The 25,521-nt window shown below is 71.6% G+C and carries 29 protein-coding genes; 25 read left to right on the forward strand and 4 right to left on the reverse strand.

Annotated elements, in window-relative coordinates; all coding sequences use genetic code 11:
* The first annotated feature begins 52 nt into the window (after nt 1-52).
* From infA to glmM, 12 genes are all read left to right on the forward strand, one after another.
* Nucleotides 53-274: a translation initiation factor IF-1 gene (gene infA / locus OG974_RS25060; protein WP_003956442.1), complete on the forward strand. Its 222-nt coding sequence runs from the start codon at nt 53-55 to the stop codon at nt 272-274.
* 73 nt (nt 275-347) lie between these two features.
* Entirely contained in the window at nt 348-461 is a 114-nt protein-coding gene (gene rpmJ, locus OG974_RS25065; protein ID WP_003956441.1) for a 50S ribosomal protein L36, read from the forward strand.
* A gap of 198 nt (nt 462-659) precedes the next feature.
* Nucleotides 660-1,040 carry a 30S ribosomal protein S13 gene (gene rpsM, locus OG974_RS25070; RefSeq protein ID WP_007265919.1) on the forward strand — a complete coding sequence of 127 codons (381 nt, stop codon included), beginning with the start codon at nt 660-662 and terminating at the stop codon, nt 1,038-1,040.
* Between the two features lie 54 nt (nt 1,041-1,094).
* Nucleotides 1,095-1,499 carry a 30S ribosomal protein S11 gene (rpsK, locus tag OG974_RS25075; RefSeq protein WP_003956432.1) on the forward strand — a complete coding sequence of 135 codons (405 nt, stop codon included), beginning with the start codon at nt 1,095-1,097 and terminating at the stop codon, nt 1,497-1,499.
* 137 nt (nt 1,500-1,636) lie between these two features.
* Nucleotides 1,637-2,659, forward strand: coding sequence for a DNA-directed RNA polymerase subunit alpha (locus OG974_RS25080; RefSeq protein WP_008739666.1), 1,023 nt, complete (start codon nt 1,637-1,639; stop codon nt 2,657-2,659).
* Between the two features lie 84 nt (nt 2,660-2,743).
* The gene (gene rplQ / locus OG974_RS25085; RefSeq protein WP_030298228.1) at nt 2,744-3,211 is read left to right on the forward strand and encodes a 50S ribosomal protein L17; all 468 of its coding nucleotides are present in this window, start codon (nt 2,744-2,746) and stop codon (nt 3,209-3,211) included.
* A 106-nt stretch (nt 3,212-3,317) separates the two neighbouring features.
* On the forward strand, nt 3,318-4,169 hold the full coding sequence (truA, locus tag OG974_RS25090) for a tRNA pseudouridine(38-40) synthase TruA (RefSeq protein WP_327284928.1): 852 nt from the start codon (nt 3,318-3,320) through the stop codon (nt 4,167-4,169).
* A 62-nt stretch (nt 4,170-4,231) separates the two neighbouring features.
* Complete coding sequence (locus OG974_RS25095) at nt 4,232-5,851, forward strand: ATP-binding cassette domain-containing protein (RefSeq protein ID WP_327284929.1); 1,620 nt, start codon at nt 4,232-4,234, stop codon at nt 5,849-5,851.
* Between the two features lie 30 nt (nt 5,852-5,881).
* Complete coding sequence (locus OG974_RS25100) at nt 5,882-7,165, forward strand: glycosyltransferase family 87 protein (RefSeq protein ID WP_371644527.1); 1,284 nt, start codon at nt 5,882-5,884, stop codon at nt 7,163-7,165.
* A gap of 232 nt (nt 7,166-7,397) precedes the next feature.
* On the forward strand, nt 7,398-7,841 hold the full coding sequence (rplM, locus tag OG974_RS25105; protein ID WP_327284931.1) for a 50S ribosomal protein L13: 444 nt from the start codon (nt 7,398-7,400) through the stop codon (nt 7,839-7,841).
* Between the two features lie 42 nt (nt 7,842-7,883).
* On the forward strand, nt 7,884-8,399 hold the full coding sequence (gene rpsI, locus OG974_RS25110; protein WP_327284932.1) for a 30S ribosomal protein S9: 516 nt from the start codon (nt 7,884-7,886) through the stop codon (nt 8,397-8,399).
* A 134-nt stretch (nt 8,400-8,533) separates the two neighbouring features.
* The gene (gene glmM / locus OG974_RS25115) at nt 8,534-9,892 is read left to right on the forward strand and encodes a phosphoglucosamine mutase (protein ID WP_327284933.1); all 1,359 of its coding nucleotides are present in this window, start codon (nt 8,534-8,536) and stop codon (nt 9,890-9,892) included.
* Between the two features lie 67 nt (nt 9,893-9,959).
* On the opposite strand, the gene OG974_RS25120 is transcribed toward glmM, so the two are convergent.
* Nucleotides 9,960-10,907: a DUF389 domain-containing protein gene (locus OG974_RS25120; RefSeq protein ID WP_327284934.1), complete on the reverse strand. Its 948-nt coding sequence runs from the start codon at nt 10,905-10,907 to the stop codon at nt 9,960-9,962.
* Nucleotides 10,908-10,933: 26 nt separating this feature from the next.
* On the reverse strand, nt 10,934-11,926 hold the full coding sequence (coaA, locus tag OG974_RS25125) for a type I pantothenate kinase (protein WP_327285747.1): 993 nt from the start codon (nt 11,924-11,926) through the stop codon (nt 10,934-10,936).
* 318 nt (nt 11,927-12,244) lie between these two features.
* Here coaA and OG974_RS25130 point away from each other — a divergent pair, with 318 nt between their 5' ends.
* From OG974_RS25130 to OG974_RS25165, 8 genes are all read left to right on the forward strand, one after another.
* Complete coding sequence (locus OG974_RS25130; protein WP_327284935.1) at nt 12,245-12,976, forward strand: hypothetical protein; 732 nt, start codon at nt 12,245-12,247, stop codon at nt 12,974-12,976.
* 121 nt (nt 12,977-13,097) lie between these two features.
* Complete coding sequence (glmS, locus tag OG974_RS25135) at nt 13,098-14,945, forward strand: glutamine--fructose-6-phosphate transaminase (isomerizing) (RefSeq protein ID WP_327284936.1); 1,848 nt, start codon at nt 13,098-13,100, stop codon at nt 14,943-14,945.
* 17 nt (nt 14,946-14,962) lie between these two features.
* Nucleotides 14,963-15,331 (forward strand): holo-ACP synthase, encoded by a 369-nt coding sequence (locus OG974_RS25140; protein ID WP_327284937.1) that lies wholly within the window; start codon nt 14,963-14,965, stop codon nt 15,329-15,331.
* 85 nt (nt 15,332-15,416) lie between these two features.
* Entirely contained in the window at nt 15,417-16,811 is a 1,395-nt protein-coding gene (locus OG974_RS25145; RefSeq protein ID WP_329314318.1) for an NAD(P)H-hydrate dehydratase, read from the forward strand.
* 127 nt (nt 16,812-16,938) lie between these two features.
* On the forward strand, nt 16,939-18,075 hold the full coding sequence (alr, locus tag OG974_RS25150) for an alanine racemase (RefSeq protein WP_327284939.1): 1,137 nt from the start codon (nt 16,939-16,941) through the stop codon (nt 18,073-18,075).
* Entirely contained in the window at nt 18,020-19,294 is a 1,275-nt protein-coding gene (locus OG974_RS25155) for an alpha/beta hydrolase (RefSeq protein ID WP_327284940.1), read from the forward strand. The genes alr and OG974_RS25155 overlap by 56 nt, the downstream gene beginning before the upstream one ends.
* Complete coding sequence (gene tsaE / locus OG974_RS25160; RefSeq protein ID WP_371646907.1) at nt 19,245-19,808, forward strand: tRNA (adenosine(37)-N6)-threonylcarbamoyltransferase complex ATPase subunit type 1 TsaE; 564 nt, start codon at nt 19,245-19,247, stop codon at nt 19,806-19,808. Before OG974_RS25155 ends, tsaE begins: the two co-directional genes overlap by 50 nt.
* A gap of 192 nt (nt 19,809-20,000) precedes the next feature.
* Nucleotides 20,001-20,186: a hypothetical protein gene (locus OG974_RS25165; protein ID WP_327284941.1), complete on the forward strand. Its 186-nt coding sequence runs from the start codon at nt 20,001-20,003 to the stop codon at nt 20,184-20,186.
* Nucleotides 20,187-20,253: 67 nt separating this feature from the next.
* Here the strand turns inward: OG974_RS25165 and OG974_RS25170 are convergent, their stop codons facing one another.
* Nucleotides 20,254-20,811 (reverse strand): hypothetical protein, encoded by a 558-nt coding sequence (locus tag OG974_RS25170; protein WP_327284942.1) that lies wholly within the window; start codon nt 20,809-20,811, stop codon nt 20,254-20,256.
* Between the two features lie 157 nt (nt 20,812-20,968).
* Here OG974_RS25170 and tsaB point away from each other — a divergent pair, with 157 nt between their 5' ends.
* From tsaB to OG974_RS25195, 5 genes are all read left to right on the forward strand, one after another.
* Nucleotides 20,969-21,631, forward strand: a complete 663-nt coding sequence (tsaB, locus tag OG974_RS25175; RefSeq protein ID WP_327284943.1) for a tRNA (adenosine(37)-N6)-threonylcarbamoyltransferase complex dimerization subunit type 1 TsaB — start codon at nt 20,969-20,971, stop codon at nt 21,629-21,631.
* The gene (gene rimI / locus OG974_RS25180; RefSeq protein WP_327284944.1) at nt 21,628-22,152 is read left to right on the forward strand and encodes a ribosomal protein S18-alanine N-acetyltransferase; all 525 of its coding nucleotides are present in this window, start codon (nt 21,628-21,630) and stop codon (nt 22,150-22,152) included. The genes tsaB and rimI overlap by 4 nt, the downstream gene beginning before the upstream one ends.
* The gene (tsaD, locus tag OG974_RS25185; RefSeq protein WP_327284945.1) at nt 22,145-23,257 is read left to right on the forward strand and encodes a tRNA (adenosine(37)-N6)-threonylcarbamoyltransferase complex transferase subunit TsaD; all 1,113 of its coding nucleotides are present in this window, start codon (nt 22,145-22,147) and stop codon (nt 23,255-23,257) included. The genes rimI and tsaD overlap by 8 nt, the downstream gene beginning before the upstream one ends.
* Nucleotides 23,257-23,529 (forward strand): hypothetical protein, encoded by a 273-nt coding sequence (locus tag OG974_RS25190; protein ID WP_327284946.1) that lies wholly within the window; start codon nt 23,257-23,259, stop codon nt 23,527-23,529. The genes tsaD and OG974_RS25190 overlap by 1 nt, the downstream gene beginning before the upstream one ends.
* Nucleotides 23,530-23,636: 107 nt before the next feature.
* Nucleotides 23,637-24,266 (forward strand): hypothetical protein, encoded by a 630-nt coding sequence (locus tag OG974_RS25195; RefSeq protein WP_327284947.1) that lies wholly within the window; start codon nt 23,637-23,639, stop codon nt 24,264-24,266.
* Here the strand turns inward: OG974_RS25195 and OG974_RS25200 are convergent.
* Nucleotides 24,253-25,434, reverse strand: coding sequence for a methyltransferase domain-containing protein (locus tag OG974_RS25200; protein ID WP_327284948.1), 1,182 nt, complete (start codon nt 25,432-25,434; stop codon nt 24,253-24,255). The two genes, OG974_RS25195 and OG974_RS25200, sit on opposite strands and share 14 nt — an antisense overlap.
* Nucleotides 25,435-25,521 lie beyond the last annotated feature (87 nt).

Here is a 25,521-nt window from a genome sequence, read left to right on the forward strand (position 1 = left end):
TCCTCATGCGAAGCAGGGAGCTGATCAAGGTAGCCGATTCGAAGGGCGAAGCGTGGCCAAGAAGCAAGGTGCCATCGAAATCGAGGGCACCGTGATCGAGTCCCTCCCGAACGCGATGTTCAAGGTGGAACTGCAGAACGGTCACAAGGTCCTCGCGCACATCAGCGGCAAGATGCGTATGCACTACATCCGCATCCTCCCGGATGACCGGGTCGTTGTGGAGCTGTCTCCGTACGACCTGACGCGTGGCCGGATCGTCTACCGATACAAGTAGATCTTGTCCTCACTCCTGCCTGGGCGGACGTCCCGGTGCGGGTGGTGGCACTGACCCGGAGAACCTCACCAACATGAAGGTCAAGCCGAGCGTCAAGAAGATCTGCGACAAGTGCAAGGTGATCCGCCGTCACGGTCGGGTCATGGTCATCTGCGACAACCTGCGCCACAAGCAGCGCCAGGGCTGACGCACGCCGACCGACCTGCACTACGCAGTTCTTCGCGCGACGTAAGAAAACGTACATACGCAGAACCCGCCCAGCCCCGTACGGGGCCGGCGGCACCTCCGGCGGGGGCCGGGGACCCGGACGTACCACCGCCCAGCAGGGTGGTCGGCGGTCGGGATTGGTTCTGCGGAAGACCCCCGAACACACAGGAGCCATTGAATGGCACGCGTTTCCGGTGTTGACATCCCGCGCGAAAAGCGTGTGGAGATCGCACTCACCTACGTCTTCGGTATCGGGCGCACCCGGTCCAAGGAGATCCTCGCCTCCACCGGCGTGAACCCGAACACCCGCGTTCGTGACCTGGCCGAAGAGGACCTCGTCAAGATCCGCGAGTACGTGGACGCCAACCTCCGTACCGAGGGTGACCTCCGCCGCGAGATCCAGGGCGACATCCGCCGCAAGATCGAGATCCAGTGCTACCAGGGCATCCGCCACCGTCGTGGCCTGCCGGTGCACGGTCAGCGCACCAGCACGAACGCGCGTACCCGCAAGGGCCCGCGTCGCGCGATCGCCGGTAAGAAGAAGCCGGGCAAGAAGTAGTCCTGTTCAGCGGTCTTGCGCTGTAGGACCGACCACCTCCCGTAGGAGATTTAGATGCCCCCCAAGGGTCGTCAGGGCGCTGCCAAGAAGGTGCGCCGCAAGGAAAAGAAGAACGTCGCTCACGGGCACGCCCACATCAAGAGCACGTTCAACAACACCATCGTTTCGATCACCGACCCCTCGGGCAACGTGATCTCTTGGGCCTCCGCCGGCCACGTCGGCTTCAAGGGCTCGCGCAAGTCCACCCCCTTCGCCGCGCAGATGGCCGCCGAGTCGGCCGCCCGCCGCGCGCAGGAGCACGGCATGCGCAAGGTCGACGTCTTCGTCAAGGGTCCGGGCTCCGGCCGCGAGACCGCGATCCGCTCCCTCCAGGCCACCGGCCTTGAGGTCGGCTCGATCCAGGACGTCACCCCCACCCCGCACAACGGCTGCCGTCCGCCGAAGCGCCGCCGCGTCTGACGCAGCGACGCCTGTGCGTCTTTGAGTGTCCGGGCGGTACGACCCCTTCGGGGGCCGTGCCGCCCGTACCCTTGCAGTACCCAGCAGTACATGTCGGGCGTCAAATAGTGGGCGTCCACGACTGAAGGAACACAGACATGCTTATCGCTCAGCGTCCTTCGCTGACCGAAGAGGTCGTCGACGAGTACCGCTCGCGGTTCGTGATCGAGCCGCTGGAGCCGGGTTTCGGCTACACCCTCGGCAACTCGCTGCGCCGCACGCTCCTGTCCTCGATCCCGGGTGCCGCTGTCACCAGCATCCGCGTGGACGGCGTCCTGCACGAGTTCACCACCGTGCCCGGTGTCAAGGAAGACGTCACCGACATCATCCTCAACATCAAGCAGCTGGTCGTCTCCTCGGAGCACGACGAGCCGGTCGTGATGTACCTGCGCAAGCAGGGTCCCGGCCTGGTCACCGCTGCCGACATCGCGCCCCCGGCCGGTGTCGAGGTGCACAACCCGGACCTGGTCCTCGCCACGCTCAACGGCAAGGGCAAGCTGGAGATGGAGCTGACCGTCGAGCGCGGTCGCGGCTACGTCTCCGCCGTCCAGAACAAGCAGCTGGGCCAGGAGATCGGTCGTATCCCGATCGACTCCATCTACAGCCCGGTCCTCAAGGTCACCTACAAGGTCGAGGCGACCCGAGTCGAGCAGCGCACCGACTTCGACAAGCTGATCGTCGACGTCGAGACCAAGCAGGCCATGCGCCCGCGCGACGCCATGGCGTCCGCCGGTAAGACCCTGGTCGAGCTGTTCGGTCTGGCCCGCGAGCTCAACATCGACGCCGAGGGCATCGACATGGGCCCGTCCCCGACGGACGCCGCCCTGGCCGCCGATCTGGCGCTGCCGATCGAGGAGCTTGAGCTCACCGTTCGGTCGTACAACTGCCTCAAGCGCGAGGGCATCCACTCCGTGGGTGAGCTCGTCGCCCGCTCCGAGGCCGACCTGCTCGACATCCGCAACTTCGGTGCGAAGTCGATCGACGAGGTCAAGGCGAAGCTGGCCGGCATGGGCCTGGCCCTCAAGGACAGCCCGCCCGGATTCGACCCGACCGCCGCCGCCGACGCCTTCGGCGCCGACGACGACGCGGACGCCGGTTTCGTCGAGACCGAGCAGTACTAAGAAAAGACTTTCCCGGGGCAGCCGCCCCGGGGGAACTGACACCGGTACCTGACACGGCCGGTGCAGATATGAAGGAGTAACACCATGCCGCGTCCCGCAAAGGGTGCCCGTCTGGGCGGCTCCGCCGCGCACGAGAAGCACCTTCTCGCGAACCTCGCGAAGGCGCTCTTCGAGCACGGCCGCATCACCACCACCGAGGCCAAGGCCCGCCGCCTGCGTCCCTACGCCGAGCGTCTGGTCACCAAGGCCAAGAAGGGCGACATCCACAACCGTCGCCTGGTGCTGCAGACGATCACGGACAAGAGCATCGTGCACACGCTGTTCACCGAGATCGCCCCGCGCTACGAGAACCGCCCCGGTGGTTACACGCGCATCACCAAGATCGGCAACCGTCGTGGCGACAACGCCCCGATGGCCGTGATCGAGCTGGTCGAGGCCCTCACGGTCGCCCAGCAGGCCACTGGTGAGGCCGAGGCCGCCACCAAGCGCGCCGCGAAGGACGCCGAGGCCGTGGCCGAGGCTCCCGCTGCCGAGGAGACCAAGGAGGCCTGATCCCCCGGGATCACGCTTGCTTGATCGGCTCTGAACGGGCCCGCCCCTTCCCGGGGCGGGCCCGTTCTGCATTCGTTCAAAAGATGCAGCTGAGAGGATCGCTCACGTGAGTGACGAGGTGGAGCCCGGGCACGTCCGGGTACGGCTGGACCTGTCGTACGACGGCAAGGACTTCTCCGGCTGGGCGAAGCAGCGCACGCTGCGGACCGTGCAGGGCGAGCTGGAGTCCGCCCTGCAGACCGTGATGCGCCTGCCGCACCAGGTCGAGCTGACCGTGGCCGGGCGGACCGACGCGGGCGTGCACGCCCGCGGGCAGGTCGCCCAGTTCGACATCGCCGAGGAGGTGTGGGCCGAGCACCACGACAAGCTGCTGCGCCGCCTCGCGGGCCGGCTGCCGCACGACGTACGCGTGTGGAAGGTCGCGCAGGCCCCGGAGGGCTTCAACGCCCGTTTCTCCGCCATCTGGCGCCGCTACGCCTACCGGGTCGGCGACCACCAGGGCGGCGTCGACCCGCTGCGCCGCGGGCACGTGCTGTGGCACCAGTGGCCGCTGGACGTGGACGCCATGAACGAGGCCGCCGCCGCGCTCGTCGGGGAGCACGACTTCGCCGCCTACTGCAAGAAGCGCGAGGGCGCCACGACCATCCGCACCCTCCAGCAGCTCAGCTGGGAGCGCGCCGAGGACGGGATCGTCACCGCGACGGTCCGCGCCGACGCCTTCTGCCACAACATGGTCCGCTCGCTGGTCGGCGCGCTGCTGCACGTCGGTGACGGGCACCGGCCCACCGACTGGCCGGGGAAGGTCCTGCGGGCGGCCGTACGGGACTCCTCGGTGCACGTCGTCAAGCCGCACGGGCTCACCCTGGAGGAGGTCGGCTACCCGGCGGACGAGTTGCTGGCCGCCCGCAGCAAGGAAGCACGCAACGTGCGGACCCTCCCGGGTGCCGGCTGCTGCTGATCCGCCGTGGCCCCACCTAATCCGTTTGGGCGGATCGGCGCCGGGCCTGGACAATGCCCGGCATGGGACATCTCGAAGCCAGCCACCTGGAGTACTACCTTCCCGACGGGCGGGTCCTGCTCCCCGACGTCTCCTTCCGCGTGGGGGAGGGGTCGGTGGTCGCCCTCGTCGGGGCGAACGGGGCCGGCAAGTCCACCCTGCTGAAGCTGATCTCCGGTGACCTCCAGCCGCACGGCGGCGGGGTCACCGTCAGCGGCGGCCTCGGCGTGATGTCGCAGTTCGTGGGCTCCGTACGGGACGAGACGACCGTACGGGACCTGCTGGTCTCGGTGGCCCAGCCGCGGCTGCGGGCGGCCGCCAAGGCCGTCGACCACGCCGAGCACCTGATCATGACGGTGGACGACGAGGCCGCCCAGATGGCGTACGCGCAGGCGCTCAGCGACTGGGCCGACGTGCAGGGCTACGAGGCGGAGACCCTGTGGGACGTCTGCACCATGGCCGCGCTGGCCATCCCGTACGACGCCGCGCAGTTCCGCGAGGTGCGCACGCTGTCGGGCGGTGAGCAGAAGCGCCTCGTGCTGGAGGCGCTGCTGCGCGGGCCGGACGAGGTGCTGCTGCTCGACGAGCCGGACAACTACCTGGACGTCCCGGGCAAACGCTGGCTGGAGGAGCAGCTCAAGGTCACCCGCAAGACGGTGCTCTTCGTGTCGCACGACCGGGAGCTGCTCTCCCGGGCCGCCGAGAAGATCATCAGCCTGGAGCCGAGCCCCACGGGGACCGACGTGTGGGTGCACGGCGCGGGCTTCGACACGTACCACGAGGCCCGCAAGGAGCGCTTCGCCCGCTTCGAGGAGCTCAAGCGGCGCTGGGACGAGGAGCACGCGCGCCTGAAGGCGCTGGTCCTGCGGCTGCGCAACCAGGCGGCGAGCAGCCCCGACATGGCGTCGCGCTACAAGGCGATGCAGACCCGCTTCCAGAAGTTCGAGGAGGCCGGTCCGCCGCCGGAGCCGCCGCGCGAGCAGGACATCCGGATGCGGCTCAAGGGCGGCCGCACCGGCGTGCGCGCACTGACCGTGGAGAACCTGGAGCTCACGGGCCTGATGAAGCCGTTCTCGCTGGAGGTCTTCTACGGGGAGCGGGTCGGGGTACTCGGCTCGAACGGATCCGGGAAGTCGCACTTCCTGCGGCTCCTGGCGGGCGAGGACGTCAAGCACTCGGGCACCTGGAAGCTGGGCGCGCGGGTGGTTCCCGGCCATTTCGCGCAGACCCACGCCCATCCGGAGCTGTTCGGCCGAACCCTCGTCGACATCCTGTGGACGGAGGCGGCGAAGCCGCTCGGCGCAGCCATGGCGGTCCTGCGCCGGTACGAGCTGGAGCGCCAGGGCGAGCAGCCGTTCGAGAAGCTGTCGGGCGGCCAGCAGGCGCGTTTTCAGATCCTGCTGCTGGAGCTGGCCGGTACGACGGCGCTGCTGCTGGACGAGCCGACGGACAACCTGGACCTGGAGTCCGCGGAGGCGCTCCAGGACGGCCTGGAGTCGTACGAGGGCACTGTGTTGTGCGTCACGCACGACCGGTGGTTCGCGCGGACATTTGACCGTTTCCTGGTCTTCGGCTCGGACGGTGTTGTACGAGAGACTCAGGAACCCGTGTGGGACGAGCGGCGCGTGGAGCGCCGCCGCTGAGACGGGCGTTCGGAGTGGGGGAGGGGCATCGTGGGCCTGAGGCCTGGCATCTGGCTCATGAAATGGGAGGAGCGGGCCTCGGGGAACCGGACGGTCGACCGGCTGCTCCGGCCGGCCTCCCGGCCCTGGCAGTTCCTCTGCCTCGCCGTGCTCCTCGGGATATGCGTCTCCACGAGCCTGCGGGAGAACTGGGGCTCTGACAACGCCTTCGTGGTGAAGGCGGCCGACACGCTGCTGGCCGGTGGCTCCCCGTACGAGGACAAGCGCTTCCTCTACCTGCCCAGCGCCGTGCTCATGGCGGTGCCGGAGGCCCTGGTCCCGCGCGAGGTGCTGCGCTGGGTCCTGCCGGTGGGGATGTCGGGGCTGCTGGGCATCGGCTGGACGGCCGCCCTGCGGCTGTTCTCGGTGCCGCTGCGCTCGCGCTTCGCGGTCGGCGGTCTCGCCTTCCTCGCCCTCGCCTACAAGCCGTTCGAGAACCTCGTCCTGATCGGCAACTGGACGGCCATCTCGGCGGCCGCGCTGCCGGTGGCGCTGCTGCTCGCGCACCGGAGGTCCTGGGGGTCCGCCGGGCTGGTGATAGGGCTGGCCATCGCCTGCAAGCCGATGCTGGTGCCGATCGGGCTGCTCTTCCTGCTCGCCCGGCAGTGGCGGGGACTGGCGGCGGCCGTGCTGGTGCCGCTGGGGCTGTCGTTGGCCGGGGCCCTGATGATGCCGAGCCCCTCGCTGTTCTTCACCAAGACCCTGCCCTTCCTGCTCCAGGGGCAGGACGCGTACGCCATGCCGTGGGACGCTTCGCCGATCGCGGTGCTGCCGCGGCTGGGGGTGCCGCAGTCGGTGGCGGTGCTGCTGGCGTTCGCGGGGGCCGGGGCCGGCCTGTGGGCGGCCTGGACGCGGTGGCGGCGTCCGGACGGGGACGGTGACGACGGCGAGCTGCGGCTGGTGGAGACCGCCTGCATGGTGATGCTCGCCGCATTCCTGGTCTCGCGGCCGTCCTTCGACCACTACCTGCTGGTGGTGCTCCCGCTGCTGCTGGCCTCGGCGGTGCGGCCGGGCTCGATGCCCCGCTCGCCCTGGTTCTGGCTGGCCCTGACGCCCCAGGTGGCGCTGGTGCCGTGGCCCTCCGAGCTGGCCCACAAGCGGCGTGCCTTCAAGGACTGCGCCACCCTGTGCGGGCTCGCGATCTTGCTGGTGCGTCGTGCGCTGCGCTCCAGTCGGGTTACTCTGGGACCCGTAACAACTGCGGGGTCCCCACCCAGGACCGAACCGGAGTGCGCCGCGACGCCAGCAGAATCGGCATCGCGGACCGCGTTTTGACCCGTACGGGTCTGCTTGGGTATCCTGCTGGTTTGTTATGCGTATTGGCTTTCTCATTCTCACGTGAAAGGGCCTTGCGCCGGTCCACCGGACCGATGACCAGCGGTTCACACGGGTTGCGTCCCCGATGTGAACGAGGGCTGTCGTGATCGTCCGTGGTGACCCTGTCAGGACCTTCCCGTGGGGCTTCGCGCCCTTGGGATACCACCACTGAAGAAGCGAAGGCATACGCGTGCGTACGTTCAGCCCCAAGCCCGGCGACATCTCGCGCCAGTGGCTCGTCATCGACGCCCAGGACGTTGTCCTCGGCCGTCTGGCGACCCAGGCCGCTGCCCTCCTGCGGGGTAAGCACAAGCCGACCTACGCCCCCCACATGGACATGGGCGACTTCGTCATCATCGTCAACGCCGACAAGGTTCACCTGTCCGGCAACAAGGCGTCCCAGAAGATGGCGTACCGCCACTCCGGCTTCCCGGGCGGTCTGCGTTCCGTGCGCTACGACGACCTCCTGGCGAACAACCCGGAGAAGGCCGTCGAGAAGGCCATCAAGGGCATGCTCCCCAAGAACACCCTGGGCCGTCAGATGCTCTCGAAGCTGAAGGTCTACTCGGGCGACCAGCACCCCCACGCTGCCCAGCAGCCGGTGCCGTTCGAGATCACCCAGGTCGCGCAGTAGTTCCGGCCACCCCCTAAGACGTAGAAAATTCTGAGGAGCATCGTGGCCGAGACCACCGCCGAGACCCCCGTCGAAGAGTTCGAGGGCGTCGAGGAGTACACCACCGAGTCTGAGGTCGTCGTCGAGGGCGACTACACCTCCGAGTCCCTTGCCGGCCGCTTCGGCGACCCGCAGCCGGCCGCAGGCCTGGGCCGTCGCAAGAACGCCATCGCCCGCGTCCGGATCGTTCCGGGCACCGGCAAGTGGAAGATCAACGGTCGCACCCTTGAGGACTACTTCCCCAACAAGGTGCACCAGCAGGAAGTCAACGAGCCGTTCAAGCTCCTTGAGCTCGACGGTCGCTACGACATCATCGCCCGCATCTCGGGTGGCGGCGTCTCCGGTCAGGCCGGCGCCCTGCGCCTCGGCGTGGCCCGCGCCCTGAACGAGGCGGACGTCGACAACAACCGCCCGGCGCTGAAGAAGGCCGGCTTCCTCTCCCGCGACGACCGTGCGGTCGAGCGCAAGAAGGCCGGTCTCAAGAAGGCCCGTAAGGCTCCGCAGTACAGCAAGCGTTAATCTGCGCCTGCTGTTCAGCAACAAACCGCCCCGGCAGCACTCTCCGTGCTGCCGGGGCGGTTCGTTTACCGCCACAAGCGGCAAATACATGTCACAAGCGGTCACAAACGAAGCGTGAACTCGGGAGGACAACAGTGGGACAACTCTTCGGGACGGACGGTGTACGCGGCGTCGCCAACGCGGATCTGACGGCTGAGCTCGCGCTCGGTCTCTCCGTGGCAGCTGCCCACGTACTCGCCGAGGCGGGAACCTTCGCGGGCCACCGGGCGACCGCGGTCGTCGGGCGCGACCCCCGCGCCTCCGGTGAATTCCTGGAGGCCGCCGTCGTCGCGGGCCTCGCGAGCGCGGGCGTGGACGTCCTGCGCGTCGGTGTGCTGCCCACCCCGGCGGTGGCGTATCTCACCGGTGCGCTGGGTGCCGACCTCGGCGTGATGCTCTCCGCCAGCCACAACGCGATGCCCGACAACGGCATCAAGTTCTTCGCCCGCGGTGGCCACAAGCTCGCCGACGAGCTCGAAGACCGCATCGAGGCCGTCTACGAGGAGCACCGCACCGGCGCTCCCTGGGACCGGCCGACCGGCGCCGGTGTCGGCCGCGTCTCCGACTACGACGAGGGCTTCGACAAGTACGTCGCGCACCTCATCGGAGTCCTCCCCAACCGCCTCGACGGGCTCAAGATCGTCCTGGACGAGGCGCACGGCGCGGCCGCCCGCGTCTCGCCCGAGGCCTTCACCCGGGCGGGTGCCGAGGTCGTCACCATCGGCGCCGAGCCGGACGGCCTCAACATCAACGACGGCTGCGGCTCCACCCACCTGGGCCTCCTCAAGCAGGCCGTCGTCGAGCACGGCGCCGACCTCGGCATCGCGCACGACGGCGACGCTGACCGCTGCCTCGCGGTCGACGCCTCCGGCGCCGAGATCGACGGCGACCAGATCCTCGCGGTACTGGCCCTGACCATGCGCGAGGCGGGCTCCCTGCGCGGGAACACCGTCGTCGGCACCGTGATGTCCAACCTCGGCTTCAAGCTGGCCATGGAGGGCGAGGGCATCCAGGTCGTCCAGACCGGCGTCGGCGACCGGTACGTACTGGAGTCGATGAAGGAGCACGGCTACGCGCTCGGTGGCGAGCAGTCCGGGCACGTGATCATCCTCGACCACGCCACGACCGGCGACGGCACGCTCACCGGCCTGATGCTGGCGGCGCGCATCGCGGCCACCGGCCGTTCGATGGCCGACCTCGCGGGCGTCATGCAGCGGCTGCCGCAGGTGCTGGTCAACGTCCCCGACGTGGACAGGTCCCGGGTCAAGACCTCCGCCGAGCTGGCCGCGGCCGTCGCCGACGCCGAGCGCGAGCTGGGCACCACCGGCCGGGTACTGCTCCGTCCGTCGGGTACCGAGCCTCTCGTACGGGTGATGGTCGAGGCCGCCGACATCGAGCAGGCCCGCGCGATCGCCGGGCGGCTCGCGGACGTCGTGAAGTCGGCCCTCGGCTAGTACCGGCCAGGACCGCGCCCCGGCCCCGTCCTCCCGCGATCCGCGGGAGGACGGGGCCGGGGCCGTTTCACGCCTGCGGCCGGCGCACCCAGCGGCCGCGCTGCGTACGCCACAGCACCTTCTGCGCGAAGAGGGTCAGCACGCCGGCCAGCATGATCCCGCCCAGGTTCAGCAGCAGCTGCTCCGCCGACCCCCACATCTGGCCGAACTCGCCGTAGCTGAGGGCCACGGCGGCGTTAGCACCGGCCGGGACGGTGGTCACCGAGATCGCGACGCCCACCAGCGCCCCGGACTTGGCGGAGGTGAGCGACAGCACCCCCGCCACGCCCGCGAGCAGCGACACCACGAAGGAGAACGGGTCCGGCTGCCAGATGAAGCCGGTGTTCGGGCGGGGCCGGTCCAGCATCCCCTCGTGGAACTGCCCGATGGCGTCCATCCCCAGGCTGAAGAGGGTGGTGGCCGCGATCGCCACGCCGAAACCGATCAGCAGTGCGCTGAGGGACCGCAGCGCGAGCCGCGGCGCGCGCCGCACCACCGCGGTGCACACGCCCGCGAGCGGGCCGAACTCCGGACCGACCGCCATTGCGCCCACGATCAGGATGGCGTTGTCGAGCACGACACCGCATGCCGCGATCATGGTCGCCAGGACCATGAACGCGAGGTAGGTGATGGTGAGCGTGGACTCCTCGTGCGTGGCCTCGGTCAGCTGCTCCCACAGCACCGCGTCGGCGCCCTCGCCCGGCGCCTCCTCCTCGGCCGCGTCGGCCCGCCCGGACAGCGACAGGTCGATGTTCTCGACGGCGATCGAGCCGTCCTTCTCGATGCCGAGCTCCTGGAGCTCGTGCAGCAGCTCGTCCCCGGCCTCCCGGGCGACGTCGCACAGCACGAGGTCGCCCCGGGGTTCACGGGCGGCGCCCGGTAGTACGACCACATGGGTGGTTCCGACCGTCGATTCGATGACCGAGACCACGGCCTCGGTCCGGTCCGCCGGAGTGATCAATCGCAGGTGCAGCATGGCCGCACCCTAAGGGGCGACGTGGGTCAGAGCTTGCGGAGGCTGAGCTTCTGCACCTTGTGGTCGGGGCCCTTGCGCACGACGAGCGTGGCGCGGCCGCGGGTGGGGGCGACGTTCTCCAGGAGGTTGGGCTTGTTGATCGTGCGCCACATGGTCTGCGCGTACTCCATGGCCTCCTCCTCGGAGACCTGGGTGTACTTGCGGAAGTAGGAGAAAGGATTCTGGAAGGCGGTCTCGCGCAGCTTCCGGAACCGGTTGAGGTACCAGCGCTCGATGTCCTCGGGCCGGGCGTCCACGTACACGCTGAAGTCGAAGTAGTCCGCGAGACCCACGCGCGTGCGGCCGTCCTTGCCGGGCAGGGCCGGCTGGAGGACGTTGAGCCCCTCGACGATCAGGATGTCGGGGCGGCGCACGACGAGCTGCTCGCCCGGCACGATGTCGTAGATCAGGTGCGAGTACACCGGGGCGGTGACCTCGTCCTTGCCCGCCTTGATGTCCGCGACGAAACGGGTCAGAGCGCGCCGGTCGTACGACTCCGGGAAGCCCTTGCGGGAGGTCAGCCCGCGCCGCTGCAACTCCTTCATGGGGTACAAGAAGCCGTCGGTGGTGACCAGCTCGACCCGCGGGTGCTCCGGCCAGCGGGCCAGCAGGGCCTGGAGGAGCCGGGCCACCGTGGACTTGCCGACGGCGACGGAGCCGGCGACCCCTATGACGAACGGGGTGCCCTGCTGCGCGCCGTGGCCGTTGCCGGCGTCGCCCAGGAAGGTGTTGAGGGTGCCGCGGAGGTTGCTCGTGGCGCCCACGTAGAGGTTGAGGAGGCGGGAGAGCGGGAGGTAGACGTCCCGGACCTCGTCGAGGTCGATGACGTCCCCGAGCCCGCGCAGCCGCTCGACCTCGTCGGCCGTCAGGGGCAGCGGGGTGCGCTCGCGCAGGGCGCTCCACTCGGCGCGGGTGAGGTCGACGTACGGGGAGACCTCGGTCCGGCGGTGGGGTCGCTCGGGCCGTTCGGGGCGCTCCATCGCGCTGTCCGGCGTGCTTCGTGGCGGCGAAGTGATCACAGGGCCATTGTCGTGGCTCGGGGCCGGTTGTGGGTGGTGTGGTCGGTCACGTGCCGGGGGCCTGCGGCCGGCGGTGCGGTGTCGGCGGGGTGTCGTCCAGCGGTTCCCGGTCGGCCCGAGCTCCGGGTGCGAGTGGATCTCACCCCGGTCGCGATCGGCGGCATGCGGCGGGAAATGGGCGGCCCATGATCGGATCGACCCGTAGATTTGCCGGTGCCCGCGGGTCCTTTGCAGCCGCGGTCGTCTTTGTCGTGTTCTGTGTTCTGGGGGAGATCTTTCGTGCCTAGCACCCTTGTCCGTCGTACCGTCGTGACCGCGTCCGCGGTGTCCCTGGCCCTGCTGGCCACCGCCTGCGGTTCCGACAAGGCGGACGACAAGAAGGCCGACGCCAAGCCGTCCGCCGCCGCCTCGTCCGCGGCCCCGGCCGCGAAGGGGAAGACGGACGCGGAGCTGGCCGCGCTGCTGGTGACGCAGGCCGAGCTCCCGACCCACGCGGTGCGGGCGGCCACCCCCGCCGAGCTCGCGGCGGCGGCCAGTGCCGGGACCGACAAGCCCGAGTGCCTGCCGCTGGCCAAGGCGCAGTCCTCGGCGCCGGTCGGCACCCCGGTGGGCCGGGCGGGCACCAAGGCGGTCACCATCCCGAAGTCCGCGGCCGATGTCCTGGGTGCCACGGTCACGTCCATCGCACTCGCCTCGTACGACGGCAAGGGCGCCGAGGAGGCCTTCGCCGCCGTCAAGGCCGCGGCCACGGCCTGCGCCGGCGGCTACACGGGCAGCCAGGCCGGCGACTCCCTCAAGATCGAGAAGGTGGTCCCGGGCGCCCCGGTCACCGCGGGCGACGAGGCGCTCGCCTACACCGCGATGGCGAACGTGGACGGTGAGAAGGCCGCCACGGAGCTCGTGGTCGTGCGCAAGGGCAACACCATCGCCACCTTCTCGGCCGTGAGCCCGAGCGGCTCCGCCGAGCAGCCGAAGGCCGTCGTCGAGATCCAGGCCAAGAAGCTCGGCTGAGGTCCGGCCCGTTCGGGCGTTCGAACAGGTGCCAATCCCGCCCCGGCGCATTCGCCGGGGCGGGTTTTTCGTCTTGTTCAGGTACGGGGCAGGCAGCCGACTTCCGCGTACGCTGCGCCGTATGTGCGGAATTGTGGGTTACGTGGGAGCGCAGTCGGCGCTCGATGTGGTCATCGCCGGACTCAAGCGGCTGGAGTACCGCGGCTACGACTCGGCGGGCGTCGCCGTGCTCGCCGACGGGGGGCTCGCCGCCACCAAGAAGGCCGGAAAACTGGTCAATCTGGAGAAGGAGCTGGTCGGGCATCCGCTGCCGGCCGGTTCCACCGGAGTCGGTCACACCCGCTGGGCGACCCACGGCGGGCCCACCGACGTCAACGCCCACCCGCACCTCGACAACGCGGGCCGGGTGGCCGTCGTGCACAACGGCATCATCGAGAACTTCGCCGCGCTGCGCACCGAACTGACCGAGCGCGGGCACCGGTTGGAGTCCGAGACGGACACCGAGGTCGTCGCCCACCTGCTGGCGGAGCGCTTCGAAGCCGGCGGGGACCTCGCCGAAGCCATGCGGCAGGTGTGCCGGCGCCTGGAGGGCGCGTTCACGCTGGTCGCGGTGCACGCCGACGCGCCGGACGTGGTGGTCGGGGCCCGCCGGAACTCCCCCCTGGTGGTGGGCGTCGGAGAGGGCGAGAACTTCCTCGCCTCGGACGTGGCCGCGTTCATCGCCCACACCCGGTCCGCGATCGAGCTGGGGCAGGACCAGGTGGTCGAGCTCCGCCGCGACGGGGTCACGGTGACCGACTTCGACGGTGCGCCCGCGGCCGTGCGGGCCTACCACGTGGACTGGGACGCCTCGGCGGCCGAGAAGGGGGGCTACGACTACTTCATGCTCAAGGAGATCGCCGAGCAGCCGAAGGCCGTCGCCGACACCCTCCTGGGCAGGATCGACGCGAACGGCTCGCTGAGCCTGGACGAGGTGCGCATCCCCGTCTCGGTGCTCAGGGAGGTCGACAAGGTCGTGATCGTGGCCTGCGGTACGGCATACCACGCGGGCATGATCGCGAAACTGGCCATCGAGCACTGGACCCGCATCCCGTGCGAGACGGAGCTGGCGAGCGAGTTCCGCTACCGCGACCCGATCCTGGACCAGCGGACGCTGGTGGTCGCGATCTCGCAGAGCGGCGAGACCATGGACACCCTGATGGCGCTGCGGCACGCGCGCGAGCAGGGCGCCAAGGTGCTGGCCATCTGCAACACGAACGGGTCGACGATCCCGCGCGAATCCGACGCGGTGCTGTACACGCACGCCGGTCCGGAGGTGGCCGTCGCCTCGACCAAGGCGTTCTTGACGCAGCTGGTCGCCTGCTACCTGGTCGCGCTGTACCTCGGGCAGGTCCGGGGCACGAAGCGGGGCGACGAGATCGAGGCGGTGATCCGCGAGCTGTCCGACATCGCCGCGGCGGTGGACACCGTACTGGAGACCATGGAGCCGGTACGGCAGCTGGCGCGCTCGCTCGCGGACAAGGACACCGTGCTGTTCCTCGGGCGGCACGTCGGGTACCCGGTGGCCCTGGAGGGCGCGCTCAAGCTCAAGGAGCTGGCGTACATGCACGCCGAGGGCTTCGCGGCGGGCGAGCTCAAGCACGGGCCGATCGCGCTCATCGAGAAGGACCTGCCGGTGGTGGTCGTCGTGCCGTCGCCGCGCGGGCGTTCCGTGCTGCACGACAAGATCGTGTCGAACATCCAGGAGATCCGGGCGCGCGGGGCGCGGACGATCGTGATCGCGGAGGAGGGCGACGAGGCGGTCGTCCCGTACGCCGACCACCTGATCCGGATCCCGGCGACGCCGACGCTGCTCCAACCGTTGGTGGCGACGGTGCCGTTGCAGGTGTTCGCGTGCGAGCTCGCGACCGCGCGCGGGAACGAAGTGGACCAACCGCGTAATCTCGCGAAGTCCGTGACGGTGGAGTAGCGAAGCGAGTTGGCGTTGTGATTATCGGTGTGGGGATCGACGTTGCCGAGATCGATCGGTTCGGGGCGTCGCTGGCGCGTACGCCGCAACTGGCACAACGGCTGTTCGTCGACTCCGAATTGACACTGCCGAGCGGCGAACGGCGCGGGACCGCCTCGCTCGCCGCCCGGTTCGCGGCCAAGGAGGCCCTCGCCAAGGCGCTCGGCGCACCCGGCGGCATGCTGTGGACCGACGCCGAGGTGTACGTCGAGGAGACCGGGCAGCCGCGGGTGCGGGTGTCGGGGACGGTCGCGGCCAGGGCCGAGGCACTGGGCGTGAAGTCCTGGCACGTGTCGCTGAGCCACGACGCGGGTGTCGCCTCGGCCGTGGTGATCGCCGAAGGGTAGGGGGCGTCCGGCGGATCGGGGCCGGACACCCCCTGGCCGCTCGGGCCGCAGCCGCGTCCGCGGGGTTTTCGGGCAGGCTGGTGCCATGCGTACTGCTTACAGCGTGGAGACCGTACGGGCCGCCGAGCGGGAGCTGATGGCCCGGCTTCCGGAGGGCGCCCTGATGCAGCGGGCGGCGGCCGGGCTGGCCGCCGTCTGCGCGGGGCTGCTGCGCCGGGTGTACGGGGCGCGCGTGGTGCTGCTCGTGGGGCCCGGGGACAACGGCGGTGACGCACTGTACGCCGGCGCCCGGCTCGCACGGCGCGGCGCCGGGGTGACGGCCGTACCGATGGATCCGGAGCGCCTGCACGCGGGTGGGCTGCGGGCGCTGCTGGCCGCCGGGGGCCGGCTGGAGCAGGACGTTCCAGGCCGGGCGGACCTCGTACTGGACGGGCTCGTCGGCATCGGCGGACGCGGCGGTCTGCGGCCTGCCGCGGCGGCGCTGGCGGAGCGGATCCCGGCCGGTGCGGTCGTCGTCGCGGTGGACCTGCCCAGCGGCGTCGACGCGGACACCGGCGAGGTGGCCGGGGCGGCGGTCCGGGCCGACGTCACGGTGACGTTCGGGGCGTACAAGCCGGGGCTGCTGATCGACCCGGGGGCCTCGCGCACGGGCGCGCTGCGGCTGGTGGACATCGGACTGTCGCTGCCCGAGCCGGACGCGGAGGCCTTGCAGCACGCCGATGTGGCGGGCCTGCTGCCGGAGCCGACGGCGTCGAGCGACAAGTACCGGCGGGGCGTGGTCGGCATCGTCGCCGGCTCGGTGCAGTACCCGGGCGCGGCGGTGCTCGCCGTCGCAGGGGCGTTGCGCGGGGGTGCGGGCGCGGTGCGCTACGTCGGTCCGGCGGCGGACGCGGTACTGGCGCGGTACCCCGAGACGCTGATCGGGCGGGGCCGGGTGCAGGCGTGGGTGGTCGGGCCGGGGTTGGGGGAGGGCCGGGCGGCGGAGGTCGCCCAGGCGCTGGCGGACCCGGTGCCGGTGCTGGTGGACGCGGACGGGCTGCGCGGGCTGGACCCGGAGGTGTTGCGGGCCCGGCCGGCCGAGACCCTGCTGACCCCGCACGCGGGCGAGGCGGCCGTGCTGCTGGGGGTGGACCGGCAGTCGGTGGAGTCGGCCCGGCTGTCGTCCGTACGGTCCCTGGCGGCCAGGTACGGCGCGACGGCCCTGTTGAAGGGCTCGACGACGCTGGTGTCGCGCGGCGGCGGCCCCGTCCGGGTCAACCCGACGGGAACCGCGTGGCTGGCGACGGCGGGCAGCGGTGACGTCCTGTCGGGCCTGGCGGGCTCGCTGCTGGCCTCGGGCCTGCCGGCGGTGGACGCCGCTTCGGTCGCGGCGTACCTCCACGGCCTGGCGGGGCGCCGGGCGGCCTCCGGGGCCCCGCTCCTCGCCCAGCAGATCGCCGAGTTCCTCCCGGAGGCGTGGCGCGGTATCGGCCGCTCCTGAGACGCCGGCCGGGTATCAGCCACCCCCGAGATGCGGTTGATGTGTCATCAGGGGTGAAATAACCCGGTATGCATGGTGTGAACGGCGGTCGCGCAGGCCACGGCCGGGCTCTGAGAGACTGGGGGCGATGAACGAGACACCGACGCGCGTGTACGCCGAGATCGATCTTGACGCCGTACGGGCGAACGTACGCGCACTGCGCGAGCGGGCACCCCGTGCCGAGCTGATGGCCGTCGTCAAGGCGGACGCCTATGGCCACGGCGCGATCCCGTGCGCCCGCGCGGCCCAGGACGCCGGTGCCACCTGGCTCGGAACCGCCACTCCCGAGGAGGCGCTCGCCCTGCGCGCCGCCGGGATCGGTGGGCCGATCATGTGCTGGCTGTGGACCCCCGGCGGGCCCTGGCAGGAGGCCGTCGAGGCCGACCTGGACATCTCCGTCAGCGGGATGTGGGCCCTCGACGAGGTGCGCAAGGCCGCGCACGCCGCCGACCGCCCGGCCAGGATCCAGCTCAAGGCCGACACCGGCCTCGGCCGCAACGGCTGCCAGCCCGCCGACTGGGCCGAGCTCGTCGGCGCGGCCGTCGCCGCCCAGGCCGAGGGCACCGTCCGGATCACCGGCGTCTGGTCCCACTTCGCCTGCGCCGACGAGCCCGGCCACCCCTCCATCGCGCTCCAGCTGGCGGCCTTCCGCGACATGCTGGCGTACGCCGAGAAGGAGGGCGTGGAGCCCGAGGTCCGGCACATCGCCAACTCGCCCGCGACCCTGACCCTGCCCGAGAGCCACTACGACCTCGTGCGCTGCGGCCTCGCCGTCTACGGCGTGTCCCCGGCCCCCGAGCTGGGCACCTCCGAGGAGCTGGGCCTGCGCCCCGCGATGACCCTCAAGGCCTCCGTCGCGCTGGTCAAGGCCGTGCCCCCGGGCCACGGGGTGAGCTACGGGCACCACTACGTCACCGAGGCCGAGACCAACCTCGCCCTCATCCCCGCCGGGTACGCCGACGGAATCCCCCGGCACGCCTCCGGCCGCGGCCCCGTGTTCGTCGGCGGCAAGGTCCGCCGCGTCGCCGGCCGCGTCGCCATGGACCAGTTCGTCGTCGACCTCGGCAGCGACCTGGTACGGGCCGGGGACGAGGCCGTCCTCTTCGGCACCGGCGAGCACGGCGAGCCCACCGCCGAGGACTGGGCTCAAGCGGCACACACCATCGCCTATGAGATCGTCACCCGTATCGGGGTGCGCGTTCCTCGGGTCTACCGCAACGGCTAACGGGCTGAGTGAGGACGGCGTGAGCGAGAACTGGCGCAAGGCGGGCTGGGCCGGCGCCGCGATCGGCGTGATAGCCGCAGGCGCGGCCGCCGGTGTCGCGGTCGAACGGATCACGGTCGGGCGCGGCGTGCGCCGCAAGGCGCGCCTCGCGCTCGACGCCACCGGGGACTACGGCTCGCTGCGCGGGACCCCGGGCGCCTGCTACGCCGAGGACGGCACCGAGCTCTACTACGAGGTCGACGAGCCGCCCGAGGGCCCGAAGAAGCGGGCCCGGCTGCGCCGCAAGGGCCCGGTCGCCCCGACCGTCGTGTTCTGCCACGGCTACTGCCTCGCCCAGGACTCCTGGCACTTCCAGCGCGCCGCCCTGCGCGGACTGGTCCGCTCCGTGTACTGGGACCAGCGCAGCCACGGCCGCAGCGCACGCGGGTTCGCCCAGGCCGACGGCGAGCGCGTGACCATCGACCAGCTCGGCCGCGACCTGAAGACCGTCATCGACGCCGCCGCTCCCGAGGGCCCGCTGATCCTGGTGGGTCACTCGATGGGCGGCATGACCGTCATGGCGCTGGCCGAGCAGTTCCCCGACCTGATCCGCGACCGGGTGCTCGGCGTCGCCCTGGTCGGCACCTCCAGCGGGCACCTCGACCAGGTGACGTACGGGCTGCCCTCCGTCGGCATGGGGGCCGTCCGACGCATCCTGCCGCCCGTGCTCAAGGCGCTCGGCTCACAGGTGGAGCTCGTGGAGAAGGGCCGGCGGGCCACCGCCGACCTCTTCGCCGGCATGATCAAGATGTACTCGTTCGGCGCCCCCCGCGAGGTCGACCCCGGCGTCGCCCGCTTCGCCGAGCGGCTCATCGAGGCCACCCCGATCGACGTGGTCGCCGAGTTCTACCCGGCCTTCCAGATCCACGACAAGAGCGCCGCCCTCCAGCGGTTCGCCGACATCCCCGTCACCGTCATCGCCGGCGACCGCGACATGGTCACCCCGGCCGCGCACAGCCAGGCCATCAAGGACGCGCTGCCCGCCGCCGAGCTCGTGGTCCTGGAATCCGCCGGGCACCTGATGATGCTGGAGTACCCCGACACGGTGACCGTCCTGCTGACCGAGCTGCTGGCGCGCACCGGTGCGGTGCCCGCAGCGACTAACGTTGGCGGGCATGGAAGAAGTACCGCTGGAAGCGCCGCGAGCACCGCACCGTCAGGCACCGCGGCAGGGAACTGAGGCGGCCGACGCCGAGGCGCGCATCACCGTCGACTCGCCCGAGGCCATGCAGGAGCTGGGCCGCACCCTCGCCGGCCTGCTGCGCCCGGGCGACCTCGTCCTGCTGACCGGGGAGCTCGGCGCGGGCAAGACCACGCTGACCCGGGGCCTGGGCGAGGGGCTGGGCGTACGGGGCGCCGTGACCTCGCCGACCTTCGTGATCGCCCGGGTCCACCCCTCGCTGCGGGGCGGGCCGGCGCTGGTCCACGTGGACGCGTACCGGCTCGGCGGCGGGCTGGACGAGATGGAGGACCTGGACCTCGACGTCTCGCTGCCCGAGTCCGTGGTCGTCGTGGAATGGGGCGACGGCAAGGTCGAGGAGCTCTCCGACGACCGGCTGCACGTGGTGATCGCGCGGGCGGTCGGCCACGAGGAGGTCCTGGACGACGTACGGGAGGTCTCCGTGCGCGGGATCGGCGCGCGCTGGTCCGGGGCGGACGCACTGGCGGCGCTGTCCACGACCCCGGCGCGCTAGAACCGGCGCGCTAGAACCGGCGCGCTAGAACCGGCGGGCGAGGACCGGCGGACGGGGCAGGGGGACCGCGGGAAATCGTACCGACAACTCGTCGGCAAGATATTGCGCCGACGGAGTCGGGCGTGGTCACATGGTACCGAGGGCTGGTTAGGCCTACCTAAGTACGGGCCGGCCCCGGGCCAGGAGGCAGCCATGTCCGCAGCAGGAGCGCAGCGCCACCCCCGCCCGTCCGTCGTGCCCATGGGGGCTCTGCTCGCAGCGGGGGCCGCCGCCACCGCCGTATCGACCCCGCCGGGCCGCGAGCACGCCCCGGACGCGCCCGAAGACGCCGTGGCCCAGGTGCGCGAACAGGCCGCCCCGGAGTCCGAGGCGGCCTGAGGTCTGCACGCGCCGTAGCCCGTGCGGGTGAATCCGCGGCCGGCCGCCCGTCAGGGGCGACAGGGGGTCAGGGGAGGACGACGACCTTCGAGTTGAGCGTCGCGAAGGACCACATCGCATCGCCGTCGGTCCGCGTCATGCGGATGCCGCCGGTCTTCTTGTTCGGATCGGGCTCCGGCATCTGGCCGTCCACCCGGGCGCTGAACCCGACCACGACACCGTCCGCGGTGGCGAACCGCACGACGTGCTCGATCGGCACCCCGTCCGAGCCGGTGACCGCGCCCGAGCGCGAGTTCACCAGGTACGTGCCCGGCAGCGGGTGGGCCGTGCTGGGCTTGACCACGAACGACTTCGGCTCCTGCCCGCCCTCGCCGACCAGCCACACCCGCTTCAGGCTCACCGAGTACACGACCCGCGAGCCGGTGCCCGAAGCGTTCGGCACCGCCACCGGCTTCGCCTCCTCGCCCGCGTGCGCGGACGGGACGGGGGAAGGGGCCGCCACCTGCGGGGCCGCCTTCGCGGGGTGCGCGGGCGCGGTCGCGGAGGCCTGGTATCCGAGGAAGCCGACGACGGCGATCGCCGCGACGGTGAGCCCGGCCACGATTCCCGAGCTGCTGCGTGCCACCTTGCTCCACCTCTCCCGTGCTTCCCCAGTGCCGGGGCGCCGTCCGGGCAGCTTGCCCCGGCCCGGAACCCGGCCGATACCTGGGTCGAAGGTAGCAGCCGGGGTGCCCCGTGACCGGCCGCGAGGGCCCGGCCCCCCGGAGTCGTAGGCTGTTCGCGTGCTCTTGCTCGCTGTAGATACCGCCACGCCCGCCGTCACCGTCGCCCTGCACGACGGCGAGTCCGTCCTCGCCGAGTCGAACCAGGTCGACGCCCGCCGCCACGGGGAGCTCCTGCTGCCCTCCGTCGACAAGGTGCTCGCCGAGGCCGGGCTGAAGCTCGACGCCCTCACCGGCATCGTCGTCGGCGTCGGCCCCGGCCCCTACACCGGGCTGCGCGTCGGCCTCGTCACCGCCTCCACCTTCGCCACCGTGCTCGGCATCCCCGTACACGGCCTGTGCACCCTCGACGGCCTCGCGTACGCCGCGGGCGCCGCCGGGATCGAGGGCCCCTTCACCGTCGCCACCGACGCGCGGCGCAAGGAGGTCTACTGGGCCCGGTACGAGGACCCGCGCACGCGCGTCGGCGAGCCCGCGGTGGACCGCCCGGCCGACATCGCCGAGCAGGTCGCCGGCCTGCCCGCGGTGGGCCAGGGCGCGCTCCTGTACCCGGACGTCTTCAACGACGCGCGGGCTCCCGAGCACCAGAGCGCCGCCGCGCTCGCCTCCCTGGCCGTGGAACGGCTCGCGGCAGGGGCGGAGTTCCTGCCTCCCACGCCGCTCTACCTGCGCCGGCCCGACGCGCAGGTGCCCAAGAACTACAAGGTGGTCACCCCGCAGTGACCTCAGTGACCGCAGTGCTCCGCGAGATGCGCTGGTGGGACATCGAGCCCGTGCTGGACCTGGAGCACGAGCTGTTCCCCGAGGACGCCTGGTCCGCGGGCATGTTCTGGTCCGAGCTCGCCCACGCCCGCGGCCCGCACGCCACCCGCCGCTACGTCGTCGCCCAGGACCCGGGGACCGGCCGCATCGTCGGCTACGCCGGGCTGGCCGCCGCCGGCGACCTGGCCGACGTACAGACCATCGCGGCCGCGCGCGACCAGTGGGGGACCGGGCTCGGCGCCCGGCTCCTCACCGACCTGCTGCGCGCCGCCACCGCATTCGAGTGCGCCGAGGTGCTGCTGGAGGTACGGGTGGACAACACCCGGGCCCAGAAGCTCTACGAGCGCTTCGGCTTCGAACCGATCGGCTTCCGGCGGGGCTACTACCAGCCCGGCAACGTCGACGCGCTCGTGATGCGCCTTTCCGATCCCGCTAGCTCCGTCACCGCAGACGGACCCGTACAAGGTGAGACCCATGGCTGACGAACCGCTCGTCCTCGGCATCGAGACCTCCTGCGACGAGACCGGCGTCGGCGTGGTCCGCGGCACGACCCTGCTGGCGGACGCGATCGCCTCCAGCGTCGACGAGCACGCGCGCTTCGGCGGCGTCGTGCCCGAGGTGGCCTCCCGGGCACACCTGGAGGCGATGGTCCCGACCATCGAGCGCGCCCTGAAGGAGGCCGGGGTCAGCGCCCGCGACCTCGACGGCATCGCCGTCACGGCGGGTCCCGGCCTCGCGGGGGCGCTGCTGGTGGGCGTCTCGGCCGCCAAGGCGTACGCGTACGCGCTGGGCAAGCCGCTGTACGGGGTGAACCACCTGGCCTCCCACATCTGCGTGGACCAGCTGGAGCACGGCCCGCTGCCGGAGCCGACCATGGCGCTGCTGGTGTCCGGCGGGCACTCCTCGCTGCTGCTCGCCCCGGACATCACCTCCGACGTACGGCCGCTGGGCGCGACCATCGACGACGCGGCGGGCGAGGCCTTCGACAAGATCGCGCGCGTGCTCCAGCTGGGCTTCCCCGGCGGCCCGGTCATCGACCGGCTCGCGCGCGAGGGCGACCCGAAGGCGATCAACTTCCCGCGCGGGCTGACGGGGCCGCGCGACGCGGCGTACGACTTCTCCTTCTCCGGGCTCAAGACGGCGGTCGCCCGTTGGATCGAGGCGAAGCGGAACGCGGGCGAGGAGGTGCCGGTGCGCGATGTGGCGGCGTCCTTCCAGGAGGCCGTGGTGGACGTGCTGACCCGCAAGGCGATCCGCGCCTGCAAGGACGAGGGCGTCGACCACCTCATGATCGGCGGCGGCGTGGCGGCCAATTCCCGGCTGCGCTCGCTCGCGCAGGAGCGGTGCGACGACGCGGGGATCATCCTGCGGGTGCCGCGGCCGAAGCTGTGCACGGACAACGGCGCGATGGTCGCGGCGCTGGGCGCCGAGATGGTCAAGCGGAACCGGCCGGCCTCGGACTGGGACCTGTCGGCGGACTCCTCGCTGCCGGTGACGGACCCGCACGTGCCGGGCACGGCGCACGGGCACGGGCCCGGCCATGACCACGACCACGTGCACGAGTTGAGCAAGGACAACCTGTACTGATGGGCACCGTCGCGCTGATGTGGGAGGCCCGGGCCGCCGCCGGGCGGGGCAACGAGCTGCTGGAATGGGCCCGTTCGCAAGTGCTGGCGCGCGAGCCGGTGCGCCGCGAACTGTTGCGGGCCCCGCAGGACCGGGTGCTGGTCGTCACCTGGTGGGAGGCGGCCGAGGGCGTGGCGGCGGAACTGCCCGAACTCCCCGAGCCCGCCGATGACCTGATCACCCGCCCGGTACACCGCTGGCGGTTCGAGTCGGTGGAGACCATCGGGAGTTGACGCGCGGCCGACTCCCGGGGGCCGGCGCACGGGAGCCGGACCGTGGGGGTCCGCTCTCCAGCGACTCCGGAGCGGGCCTGTGGCAGAGTGCGGATATCGTCATGTGCATGCCTCGCCGTGACCTGCCGCCTCCGCCGCCCCCCGCCCACATGCGCGCTTGGCTGGACGCGAACGCCGTACGGGCCGACCGCGCGCGGTTCCTCGACGAGCTGGGCCGACGCAGCCTGGGTGTGGGGCGGTTGCTGCTGCTCTGGGCCGTCGCCGCGGTCTTCGCGCTCGGCTGGTCCTTCGTCGGCATGGCGCTGATGTCCTTCGAGACGCCCGGCGACCCGCTCTCGTACGTGTTCGGCCTGATCTTCGCCCTGCTCGGCGCGGGCGTGCTGATCCCGGCCGGGTTCTGGTTCGCCCGGGGCGCCAAGCGGGACCGGCTGGTGCACCGGCTGCTGTGCGCCTGGGCCGAGTCGGACCGCGATCCGGCCGCCGACGCCCGGGTCCGTGCCCCCGGCCGCAGCCTGACCTGGCTGCTGGCCTCCTTCGTGCTCGGCGCGTTCGGGCTGTACGTGACCTTCGGGTCCGCCGTGTCGGCCCGCCCGGGCAGCACCACGTACGGAGAGGTCACGTACTACATGGGGCTCGGCATGATCCTGTGGATCACCGGCCTGCTGGGCCTCGGCAAGGCCGGCGCGCACTACCGGTGGGCGGTGCGCGCCTTCCGCGGCGGCCCTACGGTGCGCTGACGGGCGAGCCGATCAGCATCGACGGGGCGCCCGCGACCCGGGTCAGGAAGACGGTCGCCGAGTGCGGCCCCTGCGGCTTGACCTTCTTGCGCAGCTCCTCGGGCTCGATGGCCGAACCGCGCTTCTTGACGGTCAGGACGCCCACCTCGCGCTCGCGCAGCAGCGCCTTCAGCTTCTTGAGGCCGAACGGCAGCACGTCGGTGATCTCGTACGCGGTGGCGTAAGGCGTCGCGCGCAGCTCGTCGGCGGTGATGTACGCGATGGTCGGGTCGATGAGCCGGCCGGCCAGCTGCTCGGCGGCCTCGGCGACGAGGTGGGCGCGGATCACGGCGCCGTCGGGCTCGTAGAGGTAGCGGCCGACGGGCCCGGCCTCGGGGTCGGGCAGCGGATCGGCGGTGTGCAGGGTCCGAGGACCCGGCAGCAGGGTGGCGCGTACGGTGCCGGGCGCCGTCCCGAACCACAGCACGGCCTCCTTCACGTCCCCGTGGTCGGAGATCCACTCGGCCTCGGCCTCCGACGGAACGGCCTCGTGCGGAATCCCGGGGGCGATCTTGATGGCCGCGTACTCGGCCTTGCGGGCGGCCTCGACGGCCCACGACAGCGGCGGCGAGTAGCTCTCCGGGTCGAAGATCCGGCCACGGCCGCTGCCACGCCGGGCGGGGTCGAGGAAGACGGCGTCGTACCCGGAGGTGTCGACGTCGGTCACGTCCGCCTCGCGGACCTCGATGAGCTCCGTCAGCCCCAGTGCCTCGGCGTTGGCGCGGGCGACGGCGACGGTCAGCGGGTCGCGGTCCACGGCCAGCACGCGGATGCCGAGCCGGGCCATGGCCAGGGCGTCCCCGCCGATGCCGCAGCACAGGTCGGCGACGCTGCGCACGCCGAGTGCCGCGAGCCGCTCGGCGCGGTACGAGGCCACCGAGGCGCGGGTGGCCATCTCGCCGCCGCCGGGCGTGAAGTACATCCGGAACGCGTCCTCGGCACCGAACTTCGCCACTGCGCGCTGGCGCAGCCGGGCCTGCCCGAGCGCGGCGGAGACCAGTGCGGCGGGGTGTTCGCGGCGCAGCCGGGTGGCGACGGCGAGTTCCTGTGCCGGGTCGTGGTCGCGGAGCGAGTCGAGGAGGGCGCGGCCCTCGGGCGTGAGGAGCGCGGCGAAGTCTTCGGGGGTCACCGGTTCATTGTCGGTCAGTGTGGGCCACTCGATGGAAGGTCGTCTTCCGTCGGCGGTGTCGGCGGGGCGGCGCGCAGGGCCGGGTGC

Origin of the sequence: Streptomyces sp. NBC_00597, from assembly GCF_041431095.1 — a bacterium.
In the GTDB taxonomy this organism is placed as follows: domain Bacteria; phylum Actinomycetota; class Actinomycetes; order Streptomycetales; family Streptomycetaceae; genus Streptomyces.

What these genes read in the sequence shown, in the direction of transcription:
- OG974_RS25120 (WP_327284934.1), bottom strand. Translation starts at nt 10,907, where the DNA reads ATGCTGCACCTGCGATTGATCACTCCGGCGGACCGGACCGAGGCCGTG.
- OG974_RS25155 (WP_327284940.1), top strand. Translation starts at nt 18,020, where the DNA reads ATGAGATCGTCACCCGTATCGGGGTGCGCGTTCCTCGGGTCTACCGCA.
- OG974_RS25145 (WP_329314318.1), top strand. Translation starts at nt 15,417, where the DNA reads ATGCGTACTGCTTACAGCGTGGAGACCGTACGGGCCGCCGAGCGGGAG.
- OG974_RS25195 (WP_327284947.1), top strand. Translation starts at nt 23,637, where the DNA reads ATGCCTCGCCGTGACCTGCCGCCTCCGCCGCCCCCCGCCCACATGCGC.
- glmS (WP_327284936.1), top strand. Translation starts at nt 13,098, where the DNA reads ATGTGCGGAATTGTGGGTTACGTGGGAGCGCAGTCGGCGCTCGATGTG.
- rpsM (WP_007265919.1), top strand. Translation starts at nt 660, where the DNA reads ATGGCACGCGTTTCCGGTGTTGACATCCCGCGCGAAAAGCGTGTGGAG.
- OG974_RS25095 (WP_327284929.1), top strand. Translation starts at nt 4,232, where the DNA reads ATGGGACATCTCGAAGCCAGCCACCTGGAGTACTACCTTCCCGACGGG.
- tsaD (WP_327284945.1), top strand. Translation starts at nt 22,145, where the DNA reads ATGGCTGACGAACCGCTCGTCCTCGGCATCGAGACCTCCTGCGACGAG.
- coaA (WP_327285747.1), bottom strand. Translation starts at nt 11,926, where the DNA reads ATGGAGCGCCCCGAACGGCCCGAGCGACCCCACCGCCGGACCGAGGTC.
- OG974_RS25190 (WP_327284946.1), top strand. Translation starts at nt 23,257, where the DNA reads ATGGGCACCGTCGCGCTGATGTGGGAGGCCCGGGCCGCCGCCGGGCGG.
- rplQ (WP_030298228.1), top strand. Translation starts at nt 2,744, where the DNA reads ATGCCGCGTCCCGCAAAGGGTGCCCGTCTGGGCGGCTCCGCCGCGCAC.
- rpsK (WP_003956432.1), top strand. Translation starts at nt 1,095, where the DNA reads ATGCCCCCCAAGGGTCGTCAGGGCGCTGCCAAGAAGGTGCGCCGCAAG.
- rpmJ (WP_003956441.1), top strand. Translation starts at nt 348, where the DNA reads ATGAAGGTCAAGCCGAGCGTCAAGAAGATCTGCGACAAGTGCAAGGTG.
- OG974_RS25080 (WP_008739666.1), top strand. Translation starts at nt 1,637, where the DNA reads ATGCTTATCGCTCAGCGTCCTTCGCTGACCGAAGAGGTCGTCGACGAG.
- alr (WP_327284939.1), top strand. Translation starts at nt 16,939, where the DNA reads ATGAACGAGACACCGACGCGCGTGTACGCCGAGATCGATCTTGACGCC.
- OG974_RS25165 (WP_327284941.1), top strand. Translation starts at nt 20,001, where the DNA reads ATGTCCGCAGCAGGAGCGCAGCGCCACCCCCGCCCGTCCGTCGTGCCC.